We start from the raw sequence: 15768 nt of genomic DNA, 5'->3' as shown, positions 1-15768 counted from the left end.
TGATTATTATTCAATCCCCACAAACAAATCATATTTTTTATCAGTTTGTAGTAAGGGTTTTAACCCTTTTTGAACCAGTTACGATCGAACTCTATTAAATAAAAGTCATTATGAGGAACAGAAATTATGAATACAGAACAATTATTATTAACAAAATGGCAATATTTAGATTCAGAAAAACAAGCTCAAGTTTTAGATTTTATAGACAACTTAAATAAGAATAATCAAAAAGATAATTCTATTCTCAAAAAATATCAACCTAAAACAGAATTAGGTAAAAAGTTATGGGCTATTAGACAAGAGATGCTGAAAAAATCTGATGTCAAACTTTTGGATTTAGATGATATAGAAGTCGAAATAAATCAAATGAGAGGAAAATAATAATGGCATCGATTCTAACTTATTTAGACTCTGGTGTATTGATTGCCGCTTTTAGAGGAAATGATTTAGTGTCAACTCAAGCTAACTTTATTTTAGATGATTCTAGTCGTTATTTTTGTTCTAGTAATTTTGTCGGTTTAGAAATTTTAACTAAGGCTAAATATCATAAACAAATTGAAGAAATTAACTTTTATGAATTGTTTTTTGCCAGTTGTCAGATATGGGCGGAAGACTTAAATATAATTCTTGCTCTTGCAGAAAGTTTAGCTAGTCAGTATGGTTTAAATGCTTTAGATGCTTTACAAATTGCTAGTGCTATTTCTATTAAAGCTGACGAGTTTATCACTACAGAAAAACCAACAAAGCCTCTTCATCGAGTAACAGATATAAAAGTAACTTCTCTGATCACTATTTAACATTGAAAATGGATATAATTCCACTTAAGATGGGTCTGAATTAAGTTAAAATAATAGATTGCAGGTTATTTAGAACGATCGAATATCTGTGAAAACTTTATATTAATAATTATCAGTAATGCTATTAACGGAAAAATCCACCGCCGAAAAATTAATTTTAAATTCGGACACTCAAACTTCTCCCAATCAAAGATTATTACCTCTCTCTGCTACCATTAACGATCGAAATCACCTTGAAATTGGCGGTTGCGATGTGACAGAATTAGTAACTCAATTTGGTTCAGCTTTATATATTCTCGATGAAAAAACTTTGCGTAGTTGTGCCACTCAATACCGAGAGGCTTTTAAAGAATATTACCCCGGCTCATCTCAAGTTATTTACGCCTCCAAAGCGTGGAGTTGCATGGCGATCGCATCTATCTTAGCCAGTGAAGACATCGGTTTTGATGTGGTATCAGGAGGAGAACTTTACACCACCACTAAAGCCTTAGAAATCAGTGGTTATACTCCAGAAGACATACTCGATCGAATTTACTTACACGGTAATAATAAATCTGTAGCGGAGTTAGAATTAGCCATCGATAGCCAGTGTAAAATAATCGTAGATAACTGGTTAGAATTAGAAACTTTAGCCCAATTAACCGCTAAAAAACAGCAATCTGTCAATATTTTAATTCGTCTTACTCCCGGTATTGAATGCCATACTCACGAATATATCCGTACAGGTAGTATTGATAGCAAATTCGGTTTTTCTCTCCACCAACTAGAAGCCGTATTTACTTTTGTCAAAGAGCAATCCTATATTAACTGTATTGGTTTACACGCGCATATCGGTTCACAAATTTTTGAATTACAACCCCATAACGACTTAGCAGGGGTTTTAGCAGATTGGTTCAAAAAAGCCCTTGATTACGGTTTACCCGTGACAGAATTAAACGTTGGCGGTGGTTTAGGTATCCGTTACACCGAATCTGATGATCCCCCAAGTATTACAGAATGGGTGAAAACCGTTGCTACCGCAGTGAAAAAAGCCTGTGAAGAAAGAAACCTCACCCTTCCTAAACTTATCGCCGAACCCGGTCGATCGATGGTTGCAACAGCTTGTATTACTGCCTATACCGTGGGAGGCAGAAAAGTTATTCCTGATGTAAGAACCTATGTTTCTGTGGATGGTGGAATGTCTGATAATCCAAGACCGATTACCTATCAATCCCTTTATCAAGTGGTAATTGCTAATAAAATGCGCGCTTTGAATGCCGAAAAAGTGACGATCGCAGGAAAACACTGTGAATCAGGAGATATATTAATCAAAGACATTGAAATCCCTGACACCGAACCCGGAGATATATTAGTAGTATTAGCCACAGGAGCATATAACTATAGTATGGCTTCTAACTATAACCGTTTAGCACGTCCTGCCGCCGTTTTAGTCAATGAAGGAGAAGCAAACCTAATCATTCGCCGTGAAACCTACGAAGACTTAGTGAAACAAGATTTAATCCCCCATCGATTAACCAAATAATAAGTAGGGTGGGCATTGCCCACCAGCACCATGAGAAAGGGCTAAAGCCCTCACTACAAACTTTTTATAGACTTTTTTAACATCTTTTCCTGAGTAGCTACAACAATTATGATCAATAGCGAAGCATCCATAACTCCAGAAATTGCGATCGAAAACCTAAACCAAAAAGAAGACTTAGGATTAAGATACTATGCCGCTTGGTGGTTAGGAAAATTTCGAGTCAAAACATCTCTAGCGGTGGAAAGTCTGATTAACGCCTTAGAAGACGAAGAAGATAGAGCCCCTGATGGTGGTTTTCCCCTCCGCCGTAATGCGGCCAAAGCCTTGGGAAAACTAGAGGATTTGAGGGCTGTTGAGCCTTTAATTAAGTGTTTTGAATGTGATGATTATTATGTGAGAGAATCCTCCGCCCAAGCCTTAGAAATGTTAGGGGACTCAAGAGCAATTCAACCGTTGATCAATCTTTTAGACAATGCCGTCAAGGATGACAAATTAACTGATTATGCCATTGAGCCTGTCATTGGTAAACCTTACCTCCATCAACCCTACGAGGCGATTATTGAGGCTTTAGGCACACTTAACGCTAAAAATGCCCTAAATTTGATCAAGGCTTTTCTTGACCATCCTACTCCGAAAATAGCTTATGCTTCTGCAAGGGCAATGTATCAGTTAACTAATGATGACACCTATGGAGAAATTTTAGTCACTGCCTTGCAAGGAAAAGAATTGCAACTACGTCGATCGGCTTTAATGGATTTAGGTGCGATCGGTTATGTAAAATCAGGAGAGGCAATTAGTAAAGCCTATGCAGAAAATAGTCTCAAGTTGATTGCCATGAAAGGCTTATTAGAACATCAGTTAAAACTCGATTATCAAAAAGAAGAATTGTCTTCTGATAGTATCCATTTAATGGATTTAATGGATAAATTATTATAGGAGTTATGAATTAAAGGATTTGTTGAGGTTCGTACCTCAACCCAATCTACACTTTATGATAATTTAGTTGTCTTTTTTATCTTCTTTGGGGGGTTTTTTCTCTTTAATAGAAGGGATTTCTGGGTCTGTTAAATCGATATAAATAATTCTTTCTTTTGGTACTTTGCCCGTGATATTTTTTAGCTTTTCTAATACCATTAATTGTTCACTAAATTTTGAGGTATAAGGACCTAAATAAATTTTTCCTAATTCGCTACTTAACACAATATTAGTGGGATTTTGCCAATCAACTTGAGTAATTTTGACAGAAGATTGACTTAATAAATCATAAAAATCTGTCCAATAAGCAAGGTACATTTGAGGAGTGCCTAAAATTTTTAAGGGCGGTTTTAACTCTGGTTTTTGGGCTAAATTTTGATACAATTCATTAGAGACAAATATCCCGTCTATATCGATATAGCCTACTTCTTTTAAGGCTGATTTTTTTGTTTCAGGAGACACTTGTACCGCAAGGGCCATCGCCACAGGTTTTTTTTCTGTGATTCTAATAGTAAGATTAGGCGGTAATAATGCTCTAGTTACAACAACATTAGTCAGGGGTACTTTTTTTTGTAAGGATTCCCTTAAATCTTTGATGGATAATTGCAGTAAAGATTGAGGATATTCAAGGGGAATTAAACTGCGAATTTCATCATTGGTGAGTAATTCATTGCCTTCTATATCAATTTGTTGAGAATCTTTAATTACCCAGTCGGGGAGAGTCAAAAACCAAAACATTCCCCCTGTTAAGGACATAATTAATAGGGTACGAGTTACCGAGACAAAATTACGCCATCGCCGTTGATTTTTTAATTCGTCACGACGATTTTTTAATCGGGTAGTAGAAACGGGCGTTTTTGCAGTCATCAGTTTAGTCGTTAGAAATTCAGAATGGAGAAAAAGGCAAGAGGTAAAACACAACAAAAATTTGAGTAAGTTTGTAGTAGGGGTTTTAACCCTTCTTTTATATAAGTGTGTAGTCAGCCTTAAAAGGTTTATGAATAAACGGCTAAAGCCATTACTACAAACTTATTTTTTTACTTACTACCTATGCGGATTCTTTTTTGGGTAGGGGTGCAGGAAGGACAAGTAGTTCTGCAGTACTGCGTTTTTCTACCATGTCTTTGGTGATTAGACAATTTTGCACATCTTGACGGGATGGTAATTCATACATCACATCTAGCATAATTTCTTCTACTATACCTCTTAAGGCTCTTGCCCCTGTTTTGCGTCTGTAGGCTTCTTGGGCGATGGCACGAATAGCGTCAGGTTCAAATTCTAAGGCTACGTTATCCATACCGATTAGTTTTTGATATTGTTTAACTAAGGCGTTACGGGGTTGAGTCAGAATTTCAATGAGGCTTTCTTCGTTTAAGGAATCTAAAACCGCTACTACGGGTAAACGTCCAGCAAATTCGGGGATTAAGCCAAAACGCACTAAATCATCGGGTTGTAGTTGACGGGCGGCATCGGAGACTCTTTGTTCTTTGGAGGAAGTATCGGTGGGAATTTCAAAACCGAGTACTTTTTTCTCTTTATTTTGTTCGATAATTTTATCTAATCCGACAAATGCGCCGCCGCAGATGAATAAGATATTACTGGTGTCGATCGTAATGCAGTCTTGGTAAGGGTGTTTTCTGCCTCCTTGGGGGGGAACATTTGCCACTGTACCTTCTAACATTTTCAGTAATGCTTGTTGGACTCCTTCTCCTGAAACATCTCTGGTAATGGAGGGATTTTCACTTTTACGAGCGATTTTGTCGATTTCGTCAATGTAAATAATACCCCGTTGGGCTTCTTCTAAATCGGAGTTGGCGACTTGTAATAATCGCAAAAGAATGTTTTCTACGTCTTCCCCGACATAACCTGCTTCGGTTAAAGTGGTGGCATCGGCGATGGCAAAGGGTACATCAAGAATTTTAGCTAAGGTTTGCGCTAATAATGTTTTACCTGAACCTGTAGGACCGATCAAGAGAATATTCGATTTTTGTATTTCTACACTGTTCTCATTGTTATTCTGATCTCGATCGAGTTCTGATACTGTAAGTCTTTTGTAATGATTGTAAACTGCTACGGAAAGCACTTTTTTTGCTTCATCTTGTCCGATGACGTATTCATCAAGTTGTTGTTTAATTTCCCTAGGCTTGGGTAATTTGTGAAAAGATAAAGGTTTGCGGGTGTTAGAACCATTTTTATTCGGACGAGTATTTTTTTGCTTGGAAGAAGGACGATTTACGGGCATTAATTCTTCTTCTAAAATCTCGTTGCAAAGTTCTACACACTCATCACAAATATAAACCCCAGGACCTGCGATCAATTTTCGCACTTGTTCTTGAGATTTACCGCAAAATGAACATTTTAAATGAGAGTCGTATTTAGCCATGTTATTGATGGGATAATAGGGTGATTAGGAGAAAAGTTCGCTGACATCGATCGATTTACGACTGAGGGGAAGACTGATGCCATCTCGAATAATTACTTGATCAATTAGTCCATATTCTTGGGCTTCGGTGGAAGACATATAAAAATCTCTTTCTGTATCTTCACTGATTCGATCGAAGGGTTGTCCTGTATGATCTGAAAGAAGCTGATTTAATTTTTGTTTAATATAAAGGATTTCTTTAGCTTGAATGTCAATTTCGGTGGCTTGACCTTGAGCTCCTCCTAGGGGTTGGTGTATCATGATACGGGAGTTAGGCAGTCCCATGCGTTTACCTTTTGCCCCCCCAGACAAAAGAAAAGCCCCCATACTAGCGGCAATACCATAACAAATAGTGGATACATCGGGTTGAATGTGTTGCATGGTGTCATAAATAGCCAATCCTGCATAAACCGAACCACCGGGAGAGTTGATATAGATATAAATATCTTTGTGTGGGTCTTCTGCTTCTAGGTATAGTAATTGAGCTACGATCGAATCTGCTAACATGTCATCGATAGCTGTACCTAAAAAAATAATTCTTTCTCTGAGTAACCGAGAATAAACATCAAAAACTTTTTCTCCCGTACCTGACGACTCTACTACCATCGGCACAGCATTAATAATATTTTCTCGTCGAATAGAAGATAGGTGAGATAGATAACTATTATTGATTTCCATAGAAGACATTTGCGATTCTAGCATAGCTTTTTTAGCAGTCATTATAAATCCGATTTTGGTATTTATACTTTTTTAAATAAATCTTAGTTTAAAGTATAGCACAGCGTAGGAATTGAGAATTGAGAATTGAGAATTAAGAATTAAGAATTAAGAATTAAGAATTAAGAATTAAGAATTAAGAATTAAGAATTAAGAATTAAGAATTAAGAATTAAGAATTAAAAATTGAGAATTTAAAACTGTCCACCTGTCCACCTGTCCACCTGTCCACCTGTCCACCTGTCATCTTGTCTTCCCCTCTTCCCTCTGTATTGTTATTAAAAATATTCAGTAATATATGTATTCCTGAGAATCTAAGGTTAAACTGGTAACTAATATTTTTATTTATTCTATATTTAATTTTTATTTAACTTTTATTACAAACAATGGGTCAAACTCAGACGATCGTCTCAGCACAATGGCTCAAAGAGAATCTCGATAATCCTAATGTCATAATTATTGATTGTCGTTTTCGTCTATCTGATCCCGAATGGGGTTATCAGCAATATACTAATAGCCATATTACTAATTCTTACTATTTACACTTAAATCAAGACCTTGCGAGTCCTGTTCAACTTCACGGAGGAAGACATCCTTTACCCGATACCCATGTTTTAGGGGATAAATTTGCCCAAATGGGCATTATTCACAATGAAACTACGATCGTGGCTTATGATGATTCTCGTTTTGCTTTTGCCTCCCGTTTATGGTGGTTACTACAATATCTCGGTCACGATCGAGTTTTTCTCCTTGATGGCGGTTGGCAGGAATGGAGTAATTTAAACTATCCTGTCACTTCTGAAATTCCTAAATCTGTCGCCTATGGTTCTTTTGTTCCTCAACCTCGATTAGATTGGGTTGTGGATATAGATTATGTGCGTCAATGTCAATCATCTTCGGATTGTGTGATTGTTGATGCTCGATCGCTCGATCGTTATCTAGGCAAAGTTGAACCCATTGATCCCATTGCTGGTAGTATCCCCACTGCTAAAAATGTTTTTTGGCAAGACATGACTACTGAGCAGGGTAAACTCAAGCCCAGAGAAGAATTAACTCAGATTTGGCAAAGCTATAAAAACTATCAGGAAATTATTGTTTATTGTGGCTCTGGAGTAACTGCTTGTGTCGATATACTTGCTTTAAGATCGATCGGTGTAAATCAGTGTAAGTTATATGTAGGTGCTTGGAGCGATTGGTGTTCCTACCCAGAAAATTTTAAATAAAATTAGGAGATAGAAGATAGTAGAAAGAATTAATTTAAACATTAATCAAATTTATTATAGAAAAATGTTTACTCAATTTAATTATGGTTTTTATCCATTTTAAAATTCTTTCTTCCTGTCTTATCTTCACAATTTTCTTATCGTTAATCTTTGGTAATCTCCGATTTATAGCCTAATTTAATCAAAAAGGTTATAGGAGATTAAAATTGCCACAACCCTTTTTAATTTGGTATTTGCTAAGTTTTAAAAAGTATATTTTGTTACTATCTTTATTAATTTATTTTCATTAAATATTACTATTTTTATTTAGATTAAAATTCACTTAAAATTAAGTATTTTAGTCTAAAATATAATTCTAGCTATATTTCTTTAAAAACTCATCTTATTTTTATATTTTTACCTATTAAATTAATGTTATTTATATGCAAAACTTTGATTTTAATAATGGCAATTTAAGCCTAGCAAAAAGCTATTTAGAACGACCTCCAGAACTAAATAACAAAGAAAATTATTCGGGACAAAATAATGAAAATAATGGCACAAATCCTAAACCTCAATTAATTCCACGCCCTGAATATAATCCAGAATATCAACTTAATTCTACTACTATTATTAATTCAACTACAGAAATAAATAATCATAATAATAACCATCATTATCACCCTAATAATCACCGATTAAGAGATCGAATTTCTATTTTTGTTGATGGTAATAATATGTTTTATGCTCAACAAAAAAATGGTTGGTTTTTTGATCCCCGTAAGGTAATTGATTATTTTTCTGAGGAATCAGGATTTATGTTAATTAATGCTTTTTGGTACACTGGTTTAAAAGATTCTCAAGATCAAAGAGGTTTTAGAGATGCTTTAATTAGTTTAGGTTACACTGTACGCACTAAAATTCTTAAAGAATATTACGATGATAGTTCGGGTCGTTTTTCTCAAAAAGCTAATTTAGATATTGAAATCGTGGTAGATATGTTTAACACTGTAGATCAGTACGATCGAGTGGTGTTATTTAGCGGTGACGGGGATTTTGAAAGGGCGATCGAACTGCTAAGATCAAAAAATACTCATATTACCGTCGTCTCAACTGATGGTATGATTGCTAGAGAATTGCGAAATGCTACCGATCGATATATTGACTTAAATGAAATTAAAGGTTGTATCGAAAAACGAGACTACTAAAGAATTAAGAATTAAGAATTAAGAATTAAGAATTAAGAATTAAGAATTATTAATTTAGTTTGAGAAATAAATGTTTAAAAAATTAGTTATTGCTAGTAGTAATGCTGGAAAAATTAGGGAAATGGGAGGACTTTTAAGGGATTTTGATTTTGAATTAGCCTTAAAACCTCCAGAATTAGACATAGAAGAAACGGGTAAAACTTTTATGGAAAATGCGATTCTTAAGGCTTCTTATATCGCTACTACCTTAAAACAATGGTCGATCGCCGATGATTCTGGTTTAATGGTAAATGCTTTAAATGGACAACCCGGCATTTATTCCGCTAGGTATGGTAAGACAGATTTCGATCGAATTAACCGATTACTAACCGAGTTAAAAAACAATACAAATCGTCAAGCTCAATTTGTCTGCGCGATCGCCATTGCCAATCCCGAAGGGGAAGTAGTGATTCAAACCGAGGGAATTTGTGAGGGAGAAATTTTAACCCAAGTCAGAGGAGAAAGTGGTTTTGGTTATGACCCGATTTTTTTTGTACCCGAATTTAAGCAAACTTTTGCCGAAATGCCCCCCGACTTGAAACAAAAAGTTAGCCACAGGGGAAAAGCCTTTGCTAACTTAATACCTCTGATTAATCATCTTTTCGATCGGAATATTTTCGATCGGAAATAATTTCACCAGAAACGGGGTTAACTTTTAATTTTCGTTTTTCATTATTCTGATAGGCTTTGATTTCCCAACCATCATCATCGTCAAAATCCACATCGACAATGGGAGAATAACCTCTACTTTCCACATTTCTAATAATTTCCGAAAGGGGTTTGGCATTGCGGGGAGGTTTATCATCAGCAAAAGCCGACGGTGTGATAGAAATTCCTGTTAATAAGCATAAGGCAAGGATTGTTTTTTTCATGATTTTCGATCGTGATTAATTTTTTCTTTATGACGTATTAATCAAGATTTTAGTTCCTTATAAACTACCTCCGTTCGATATAACAACGAAAAAGAGGATGCGGTAAGTATTTTAAGTTTTTAACTATCTGAATTGTTCAAAAAAATCATCGAAAAATAAAGTTGCAAGAGTAATTCTTTATTTTGTGATAATTCCAAATCCCGCAATACCCCAACACCCTAATACCCCAATGCCAAAACCCAAGAATTTTAGATCGATCGAATTACTACAGCAAGATTAGTTAAAAAAGAAGGTTGTAAACCAAAGAAAATAATTAAAATAGCGAAGATAACCACAGGAATCCGCTCATAATTAGCTACTTTGGGTAAATATCCCCTTTGATTCTCCATTCTGCCAAAAAAGACACGATTAAGAAGAATAACAAAGTAAACAGAAGTTAAACCCGTTGCAATTAAGCAAATTAGAGTATAAATGGGATAAACGCTAAAACTTCCTTGAAAAGAAAGAAACTCACCGATAAATCCTACCATACCGGGTATTCCGGCACTCGCCATCACCGCCACAATCATCAAACCACCAACAAAGGGTAAACCACGATAGGGATTCATTAACCCATGTAACTCAGATAACTCCCTTGTGCCAGTTTTTTCTTCAACAATACCCACAAGATTAAACAATAAAGCTACAATTAAACCATGAGCAAACATTTGACAAATTGCACCAGTTATGCTCAAACTCGTACCCGCCGCCGTTGCCAACACCACAAAATTAATATGGGCAAGGGAAGCATAAGCTATCATCTTTTTAATATCAGTCTGAGAAATAGCCACTAATGAGCCGTAAATAGCACTGATTACCGCTAAAATTGCTAAATAAGGTGCTACATCACCCCAAACTTCAGGAAATAGCTGTAAACCAAAACGAATTAAGCCATAAGTGCCAAGTTTCGACACAATACCTCCTAATAACATGGAAACGGGAGTAGATGATTCGGTGTAAGCATCTGGCAACCATGTATGTAAAGGAAAAATAGGGATTTTAATGGCAAATCCGATGACGACCATTAATAATAGTAAAATTTGTTTACCATAGGGTAAAACTTCTGTATTGATTTGGGCTATATCAAAAGTATTACCTTCCATCAAGAAATTTAAACCAAGAAAAGCTGTTAAAACAAAAATACTCGAAAAAGCAGTATAAAGTAAATATTTGATTCCTGCATAACCACTTTTATCTCTTCCCCAAATAGAAATTAATAAATAAGTGGGTACAAGTTTAATTTCATATAAGATGAAGAATAAAAGTAAATTTTGAGCGATTAAAGCACCATTAACACAAGCCGTTAAAAGTAGAATTAAAATGCAATATAGTTTTGGTTTCGTAAGTTTTTTACTGTCAACTTCACCATTATAAAAACTAAGGGTGACAATGAGACAATTAAGAATAATTAAAGGTAAAGATAAACCATCAATTCCTACTGTATAATTTAGCCCAATAAAAGGCAACCATTCTAAAGATAATTGAGATTGTAAACCAGTGATTTGATAATCAAAATTTAAGCCAATCATCAAGCTAATGATAAAGGTAATTAAACTAAAAGTAAAAGCGATATTTTTACTCAAATTACTTTCTTTTTTATTAGGAATAATTCCAATAATGATTGCTCCAATGATCGGTATAATTAAAAGTAGATTAAGCATTTTTTATTACTGCAATTAATTTTAAATAAATAAGTTATTGAGTTAACCCTAAAATAATCCCTACAAATATTAATCCTAAAAGGATAGAAAATATATATAATTGAGATTGCCCAGAGGTGCTATACTTTAGAGCTTGTCCGCCAAAAATAGTACTTAAACCAACTAAATTAACTACACCATCGACGATCGTTCGATCGAACCAATAAGCCAATTTAGCAGTAACATTAACTATAGCGACAATAGTAAGTTTATAAATGTCTTGAATATACAAATCATAAGCAAAGAAATTGCGGATAGATTCGGGAATAATTGTTATGGTTTGATTGGCTTGTTTTTTACCGTAAATAATGAGAGCTAAAACTACACCAATTATGGTAGAAAAAGTATAATAAATACCTAAATCTAAATCTAAATTAATCAGTTTAAATTGAGCTAAAACTAAAGGTAAATGTAACGTTACCCCCATTAAAATCATCATTGGTAACACCATTGCCCACAACACTTCGGGCGATCGAACTGTCATCGGTTTAGATTCACCAAGAAATATAAGGGAAAAAGTGCGCAATAAAGCAAAAGCGGTAAAAGCATTAACCAAGAGTAACACCACAAACAACCAAGGTTGCGAAGAAAGTAAATCATCCCCAAGACGAGGCAAAATCCAAAAACCACCGAGGGGAGGAAAACCGACTAATCCAAAAGTGCCGACTAAAAAAGATATACCCGCAAGAGGGCGACGTTTCCATAAACCCCCCATTTGAGTTAAATCTTGAGTAATATTACTAATAATCACCGTGCCAATACTCATATAAAGTAACGCCATAGCGACGGCATAAACAACCATTAAAAGTAAAGCTGTTTTCTCATGATTTGTGCCAATAGCAATAAACACTAATCCCATATAGGCACTAACAATATAGGATAGTACCCGTTTTATGTCCACTTGGGCAATAGAAATCAAAGAAGCCAAGATAGCTGTCACCGCACCAATAATTACCACAATCTCCGAAACAACGGGAGAGATTTCTAACACAGGTTGCAGTTGAATTAAAACATAAGCACCGACTAACACAACGATCGAATTTCTTAAAATAGAAGCAGGTAAAGGACCTTCCATAGCTTCATCTAACCATAATTGTAAAGGAATTTGCGCACATTTGGCGATCGGTCCAGAAATTAAAGCTAAACAAAGTAAAACGGAGATAGTATCATCCATAGGAGAATTTTCAGCCCAAAAAGCCAAATAATTATAATTCCATGTTTTCGCAAAAGGATAAATAGCGATTACCCCCATTAATAATAGAATATCTCCCACTCGTTTTGTCCAAAAAGCATCCCTCGCACCAGAGATAACTAGAGGTTGGGCAAACCAGAAACCCACTAATAAATAAGTACCAAGAGTGAGAATTTCTAAATAGACATAGCTGAAGAAAAGGGAGTTGCACAAAACTAAACCGCACATTCCCGCCTCAAAAAATCCCATCAGTGCGTAAAATCTTGCCCATCCCCAATCCATCTCCAGATAACCGACAGCATATAATTGACACAAAACATTTAAGCCCGTAATCAAAGCCAACGCACCCACACTCATGGAAGAAATTTGTATATCAAAAGAGATATTAAGCTGTGCAACTTCTAACCATGTAAAACGAAATTCTTGGGCAGGTTTTTCCCAAATTTGATACAAAGCAATGACACTATGAAGAAAAGCCAAAAATGCCATCACAATATTAATATACCCTGCGGGGCGCGATCCAGTATTGCGTATGATACCGGGCGACCAAAGTAAGGCAAATAGCCCTCCAATCAAGGTATAACAGGGAATAAACAATATAGTTTCACTAAAAAAAGTCATGATGATTCATTGTATTAGTTATTTTTCTCAAAGGATTAAAATTCATCAATACTTACTATTGATTTTTATTGATTAATAGTACCAATAGAATAGACTTTTATCAATGAAAACCTATAAAAATAAAATATTCTTGAGTTAAAATAAACTTATCAATGTTTCACCCTAATATCAATCACAACTTTTTAATTAGGTATTGTGAAGAATTGTTTCATCAGACAATTTACATTAATTGAACTATACTGATAATCAAATCGAAAAAGTTCGATCGAACCTGTGGCTATTTCAAGAGATATTATTATTAATCATCGAAAAGTGTCAATATTCCTCCTTAGTCGCTAAGATAGGTAATCAATAAAATTTTATTATTCACCATCGATCGAACATCATAACTTTTGCTAAAATGGAATCTTTAATTGCTGGACGTTATCAAATAGTTAATACTTTAGCTCAAGGAGGCTTCGGCGAAACTTTTTTAGCTAGAGATACCCATATGCCTTCTCAACGGTTAATTGTCATTAAACGCCTCAAACCAATTAACTCCCAACATCGGGTATCCGCAGAAGTCATTGAAGATTTATTTCGCAAAGAAGCTCAAGTATTAGAAGATTTAGGGCAACATTGTACAGAAATTCCCACTTTATACGCTTATTTTGTCGATAACGATCGATTTTACCTTGTACAAGAATATATAGAAGGTAAAAGTTTAGCAGAATTAGGCATTGTGGACTCTAAGCAATGTTTTAATATATTGTCATCCTTACTGAAAACTCTGCAATATATTCATAGCAAAAAAATTATTCATCGAGATATTAAACCAGAAAATATCATTATTCGTAGTCGAGACAATAAACCCGTCTTAATCGATTTTGGTGCAGTAAAAGAAACTATGGGAACAGTTGCTTTAGGATCGGGTTCTATGGTAAGCTCCGTAATCGTAGGTACAAGGGGATTTATGCCTCCAGAGCAAAGCACAGGGCGCACTATCTACAGTAGCGACTTGTTTGCTTTAGGATTGACCATGATCTATAATTTAACAGGGAAATACCCCATTGAATTTCCTAGTAACTCTTTAAATGGTCAACTAGAATGGGCAGATTATGCACCTAATTTAGACCCATTATTGCGCACAGTACTAGAAAAAGCCACCAAAATTGATTTAAGTCAACGTTACATCACAGCAGAACAAATGTATCAAGACTTATATCTAAGTAATGTTAATACCGTAGCTGTGATACCTCAAAGAAATAAAAATATCCCCATTGCTTCCTCTACTACGGGTATGGAATCTCCCACTGTGGCGGTGACGAGAGATCAAATTTATCAACCACAACCGAAATTATTTACTCCTCCTAAACCGAGTTATAAACCCTCTCAGCCTATTCCTCAAAACAGCTATACTCCCCAAGAAAATTATCCTCCCAAGCCTCGTAATCCATCTTCAAGGGTATCTACAACTTCTCAACCTCAATATCCATCACGAAGGGTGTCTCAATCTAGTTATGAAGATAGTAAGATTGAGCAAAATAAAAATAGTTGGCTACCCTTAATTATCAGCGCCATCATTGCTGGAATAACCCTAGCTGTAGGATTTGTTTTTGTGACATATATTCGACAAACTCAAGCAGAATTAGCCAATATTGAACAAGAAAAGCTCGAAACTGAGGCTAGATTAGCACAAGAACAGCAAAAACTTCAAGAAGAGGCTACTAAACGTTTAGAGGCGGAAAAACAGCGCCAGAGGGCTGAATCCGAGAGAATTAGAGCGGAGGAGTTAAGAAAACAGGCGGAAGAAAAAGCCCGAAATAATACAGAAACTCAACCTGTGGTGGATAATTCTCCCTCTAATACCGAATCTAATCCTGATTCGTCAGTTAATGAAGAGTCTAACCCTGAGTTGAATCCTGATACAGAAATTGTTAATAATAACACTCAGCCTATTAATAGTAACAGTGCGATCGAAACCGTAGGAAAGTTATATAGTTTAGTATCTCAGAAACAATATGATCAAGCAAAAACTATTTTTGCGAATCCTGATAATTTAAAACCTGAATTTTTTAATCAATTTAGTCAAATCACTGTCGAAAATTTACAAATAGTTAAAGAAGATGAAACATCAGTTACTTTAGTTGGATACAATACTTATTATTATCCTGATGGCACAAAGCAAAAAGAAGAAAGAAATTTTACTGTCACAAAAGTAGATGATGCTTTGAAAGTAACCGATTCTAACTTTATTCGAGTCATTGAAGGGAGGAAATAGGGGTGTTGGGGTATTAGGGTATTTGGGAGACAAGGAGAAATATAATTATTTATTACTGATAATTTGCTAGAGTTCGATCGATTATCTTACCATATCTAATGATAGTTCGATCGAGCTGAATACGGAATAATAATTTACTGAAATAACCGAATAAAAAATATATTTTAATAACAAATAAACATGATACAATTATTAAGGCAAAA

At 35.1% G+C, this 15768-nt stretch carries 15 protein-coding genes; 9 read left to right on the top strand and 6 right to left on the bottom strand.

Annotation, left to right across the window (positions count from 1 at the left end):
• Positions 1–126 precede the first annotated feature (126 nt).
• The 4 genes from SYN6308_RS11920 (at position 127) to SYN6308_RS11905 (ending at position 3255) form a co-directional block, all read left to right on the top strand.
• Positions 127–381, top strand: a complete 255-nt coding sequence (locus SYN6308_RS11920; protein ID WP_017294672.1) for a hypothetical protein — start codon at positions 127–129, stop codon at positions 379–381.
• Positions 382–383: 2 nt separating this feature from the next.
• Entirely contained in the window at positions 384–797 is a 414-nt protein-coding gene (locus SYN6308_RS11915) for a type II toxin-antitoxin system VapC family toxin (protein ID WP_017294671.1), read from the top strand.
• Positions 798–915: 118 nt separating this feature from the next.
• On the top strand, positions 916–2319 hold the full coding sequence (gene lysA / locus SYN6308_RS11910; protein ID WP_017294670.1) for a diaminopimelate decarboxylase: 1404 nt from the start codon (positions 916–918) through the stop codon (positions 2317–2319).
• 108 nt (positions 2320–2427) lie between these two features.
• Complete coding sequence (locus tag SYN6308_RS11905; RefSeq protein ID WP_017294669.1) at positions 2428–3255, top strand: HEAT repeat domain-containing protein; 828 nt, start codon at positions 2428–2430, stop codon at positions 3253–3255.
• Between the two features lie 63 nt (positions 3256–3318).
• On the opposite strand, the gene SYN6308_RS11900 is transcribed toward SYN6308_RS11905, so the two are convergent.
• The 3 genes from SYN6308_RS11900 to clpP all read right to left on the bottom strand — a co-directional run bounded on the left by SYN6308_RS11900 (position 3319) and on the right by clpP (position 6436).
• Positions 3319–4161, bottom strand: a complete 843-nt coding sequence (locus tag SYN6308_RS11900; RefSeq protein ID WP_017294668.1) for a cell division protein FtsQ/DivIB — start codon at positions 4159–4161, stop codon at positions 3319–3321.
• A 181-nt stretch (positions 4162–4342) separates the two neighbouring features.
• Complete coding sequence (gene clpX, locus SYN6308_RS11895; protein ID WP_017294667.1) at positions 4343–5677, bottom strand: ATP-dependent protease ATP-binding subunit ClpX; 1335 nt, start codon at positions 5675–5677, stop codon at positions 4343–4345.
• A gap of 24 nt (positions 5678–5701) precedes the next feature.
• On the bottom strand, positions 5702–6436 hold the full coding sequence (gene clpP / locus SYN6308_RS11890) for an ATP-dependent Clp endopeptidase proteolytic subunit ClpP (protein WP_017294666.1): 735 nt from the start codon (positions 6434–6436) through the stop codon (positions 5702–5704).
• Positions 6437–6818: 382 nt separating this feature from the next.
• Here clpP and SYN6308_RS11885 point away from each other — a divergent pair, with 382 nt between their 5' ends.
• From SYN6308_RS11885 to rdgB, 3 genes are all read left to right on the top strand, one after another.
• Complete coding sequence (locus SYN6308_RS11885) at positions 6819–7655, top strand: sulfurtransferase (protein WP_017294665.1); 837 nt, start codon at positions 6819–6821, stop codon at positions 7653–7655.
• 629 nt (positions 7656–8284) lie between these two features.
• Positions 8285–8842 carry a LabA-like NYN domain-containing protein gene (locus SYN6308_RS11880; RefSeq protein WP_040467229.1) on the top strand — a complete coding sequence of 186 codons (558 nt, stop codon included), beginning with the start codon at positions 8285–8287 and terminating at the stop codon, positions 8840–8842.
• Positions 8843–8912: 70 nt separating this feature from the next.
• On the top strand, positions 8913–9512 hold the full coding sequence (gene rdgB, locus SYN6308_RS11875) for an RdgB/HAM1 family non-canonical purine NTP pyrophosphatase (RefSeq protein WP_017294663.1): 600 nt from the start codon (positions 8913–8915) through the stop codon (positions 9510–9512).
• On the opposite strand, the gene SYN6308_RS11870 is transcribed toward rdgB, so the two are convergent.
• The 3 genes from SYN6308_RS11870 to SYN6308_RS11860 form a co-directional block, all read right to left on the bottom strand.
• Positions 9472–9753 (bottom strand): PepSY domain-containing protein, encoded by a 282-nt coding sequence (locus tag SYN6308_RS11870; protein ID WP_017294662.1) that lies wholly within the window; start codon positions 9751–9753, stop codon positions 9472–9474. The two genes, rdgB and SYN6308_RS11870, sit on opposite strands and share 41 nt — an antisense overlap.
• 248 nt (positions 9754–10001) lie before the next feature.
• Entirely contained in the window at positions 10002–11453 is a 1452-nt protein-coding gene (locus tag SYN6308_RS22365; RefSeq protein WP_017294661.1) for an NADH-quinone oxidoreductase subunit M, read from the bottom strand.
• 34 nt (positions 11454–11487) lie between these two features.
• Complete coding sequence (locus SYN6308_RS11860) at positions 11488–13305, bottom strand: NAD(P)H-quinone oxidoreductase subunit F (RefSeq protein WP_017294660.1); 1818 nt, start codon at positions 13303–13305, stop codon at positions 11488–11490.
• 229 nt (positions 13306–13534) lie between these two features.
• On the opposite strand from SYN6308_RS11860, the gene SYN6308_RS25780 reads away from it, so the two are divergent.
• Both SYN6308_RS25780 and SYN6308_RS11855 read left to right on the top strand, forming a co-directional pair.
• A complete protein-coding gene (locus SYN6308_RS25780; RefSeq protein WP_272943030.1) occupies positions 13535–13660 on the top strand; it encodes a hypothetical protein in 126 nt (41 codons plus the stop codon).
• Between the two features lie 45 nt (positions 13661–13705).
• Positions 13706–15565, top strand: a complete 1860-nt coding sequence (locus SYN6308_RS11855) for a serine/threonine-protein kinase (RefSeq protein ID WP_017294659.1) — start codon at positions 13706–13708, stop codon at positions 15563–15565.
• Positions 15566–15768 lie beyond the last annotated feature (203 nt).

Source organism: Geminocystis herdmanii PCC 6308, from assembly GCF_000332235.1.
In the GTDB taxonomy this organism is placed as follows: Bacteria; Cyanobacteriota; Cyanobacteriia; order Cyanobacteriales; family Cyanobacteriaceae; genus Geminocystis; species Geminocystis herdmanii.
This window is presented reverse-complemented; position numbering and strand designations above follow the sequence as displayed.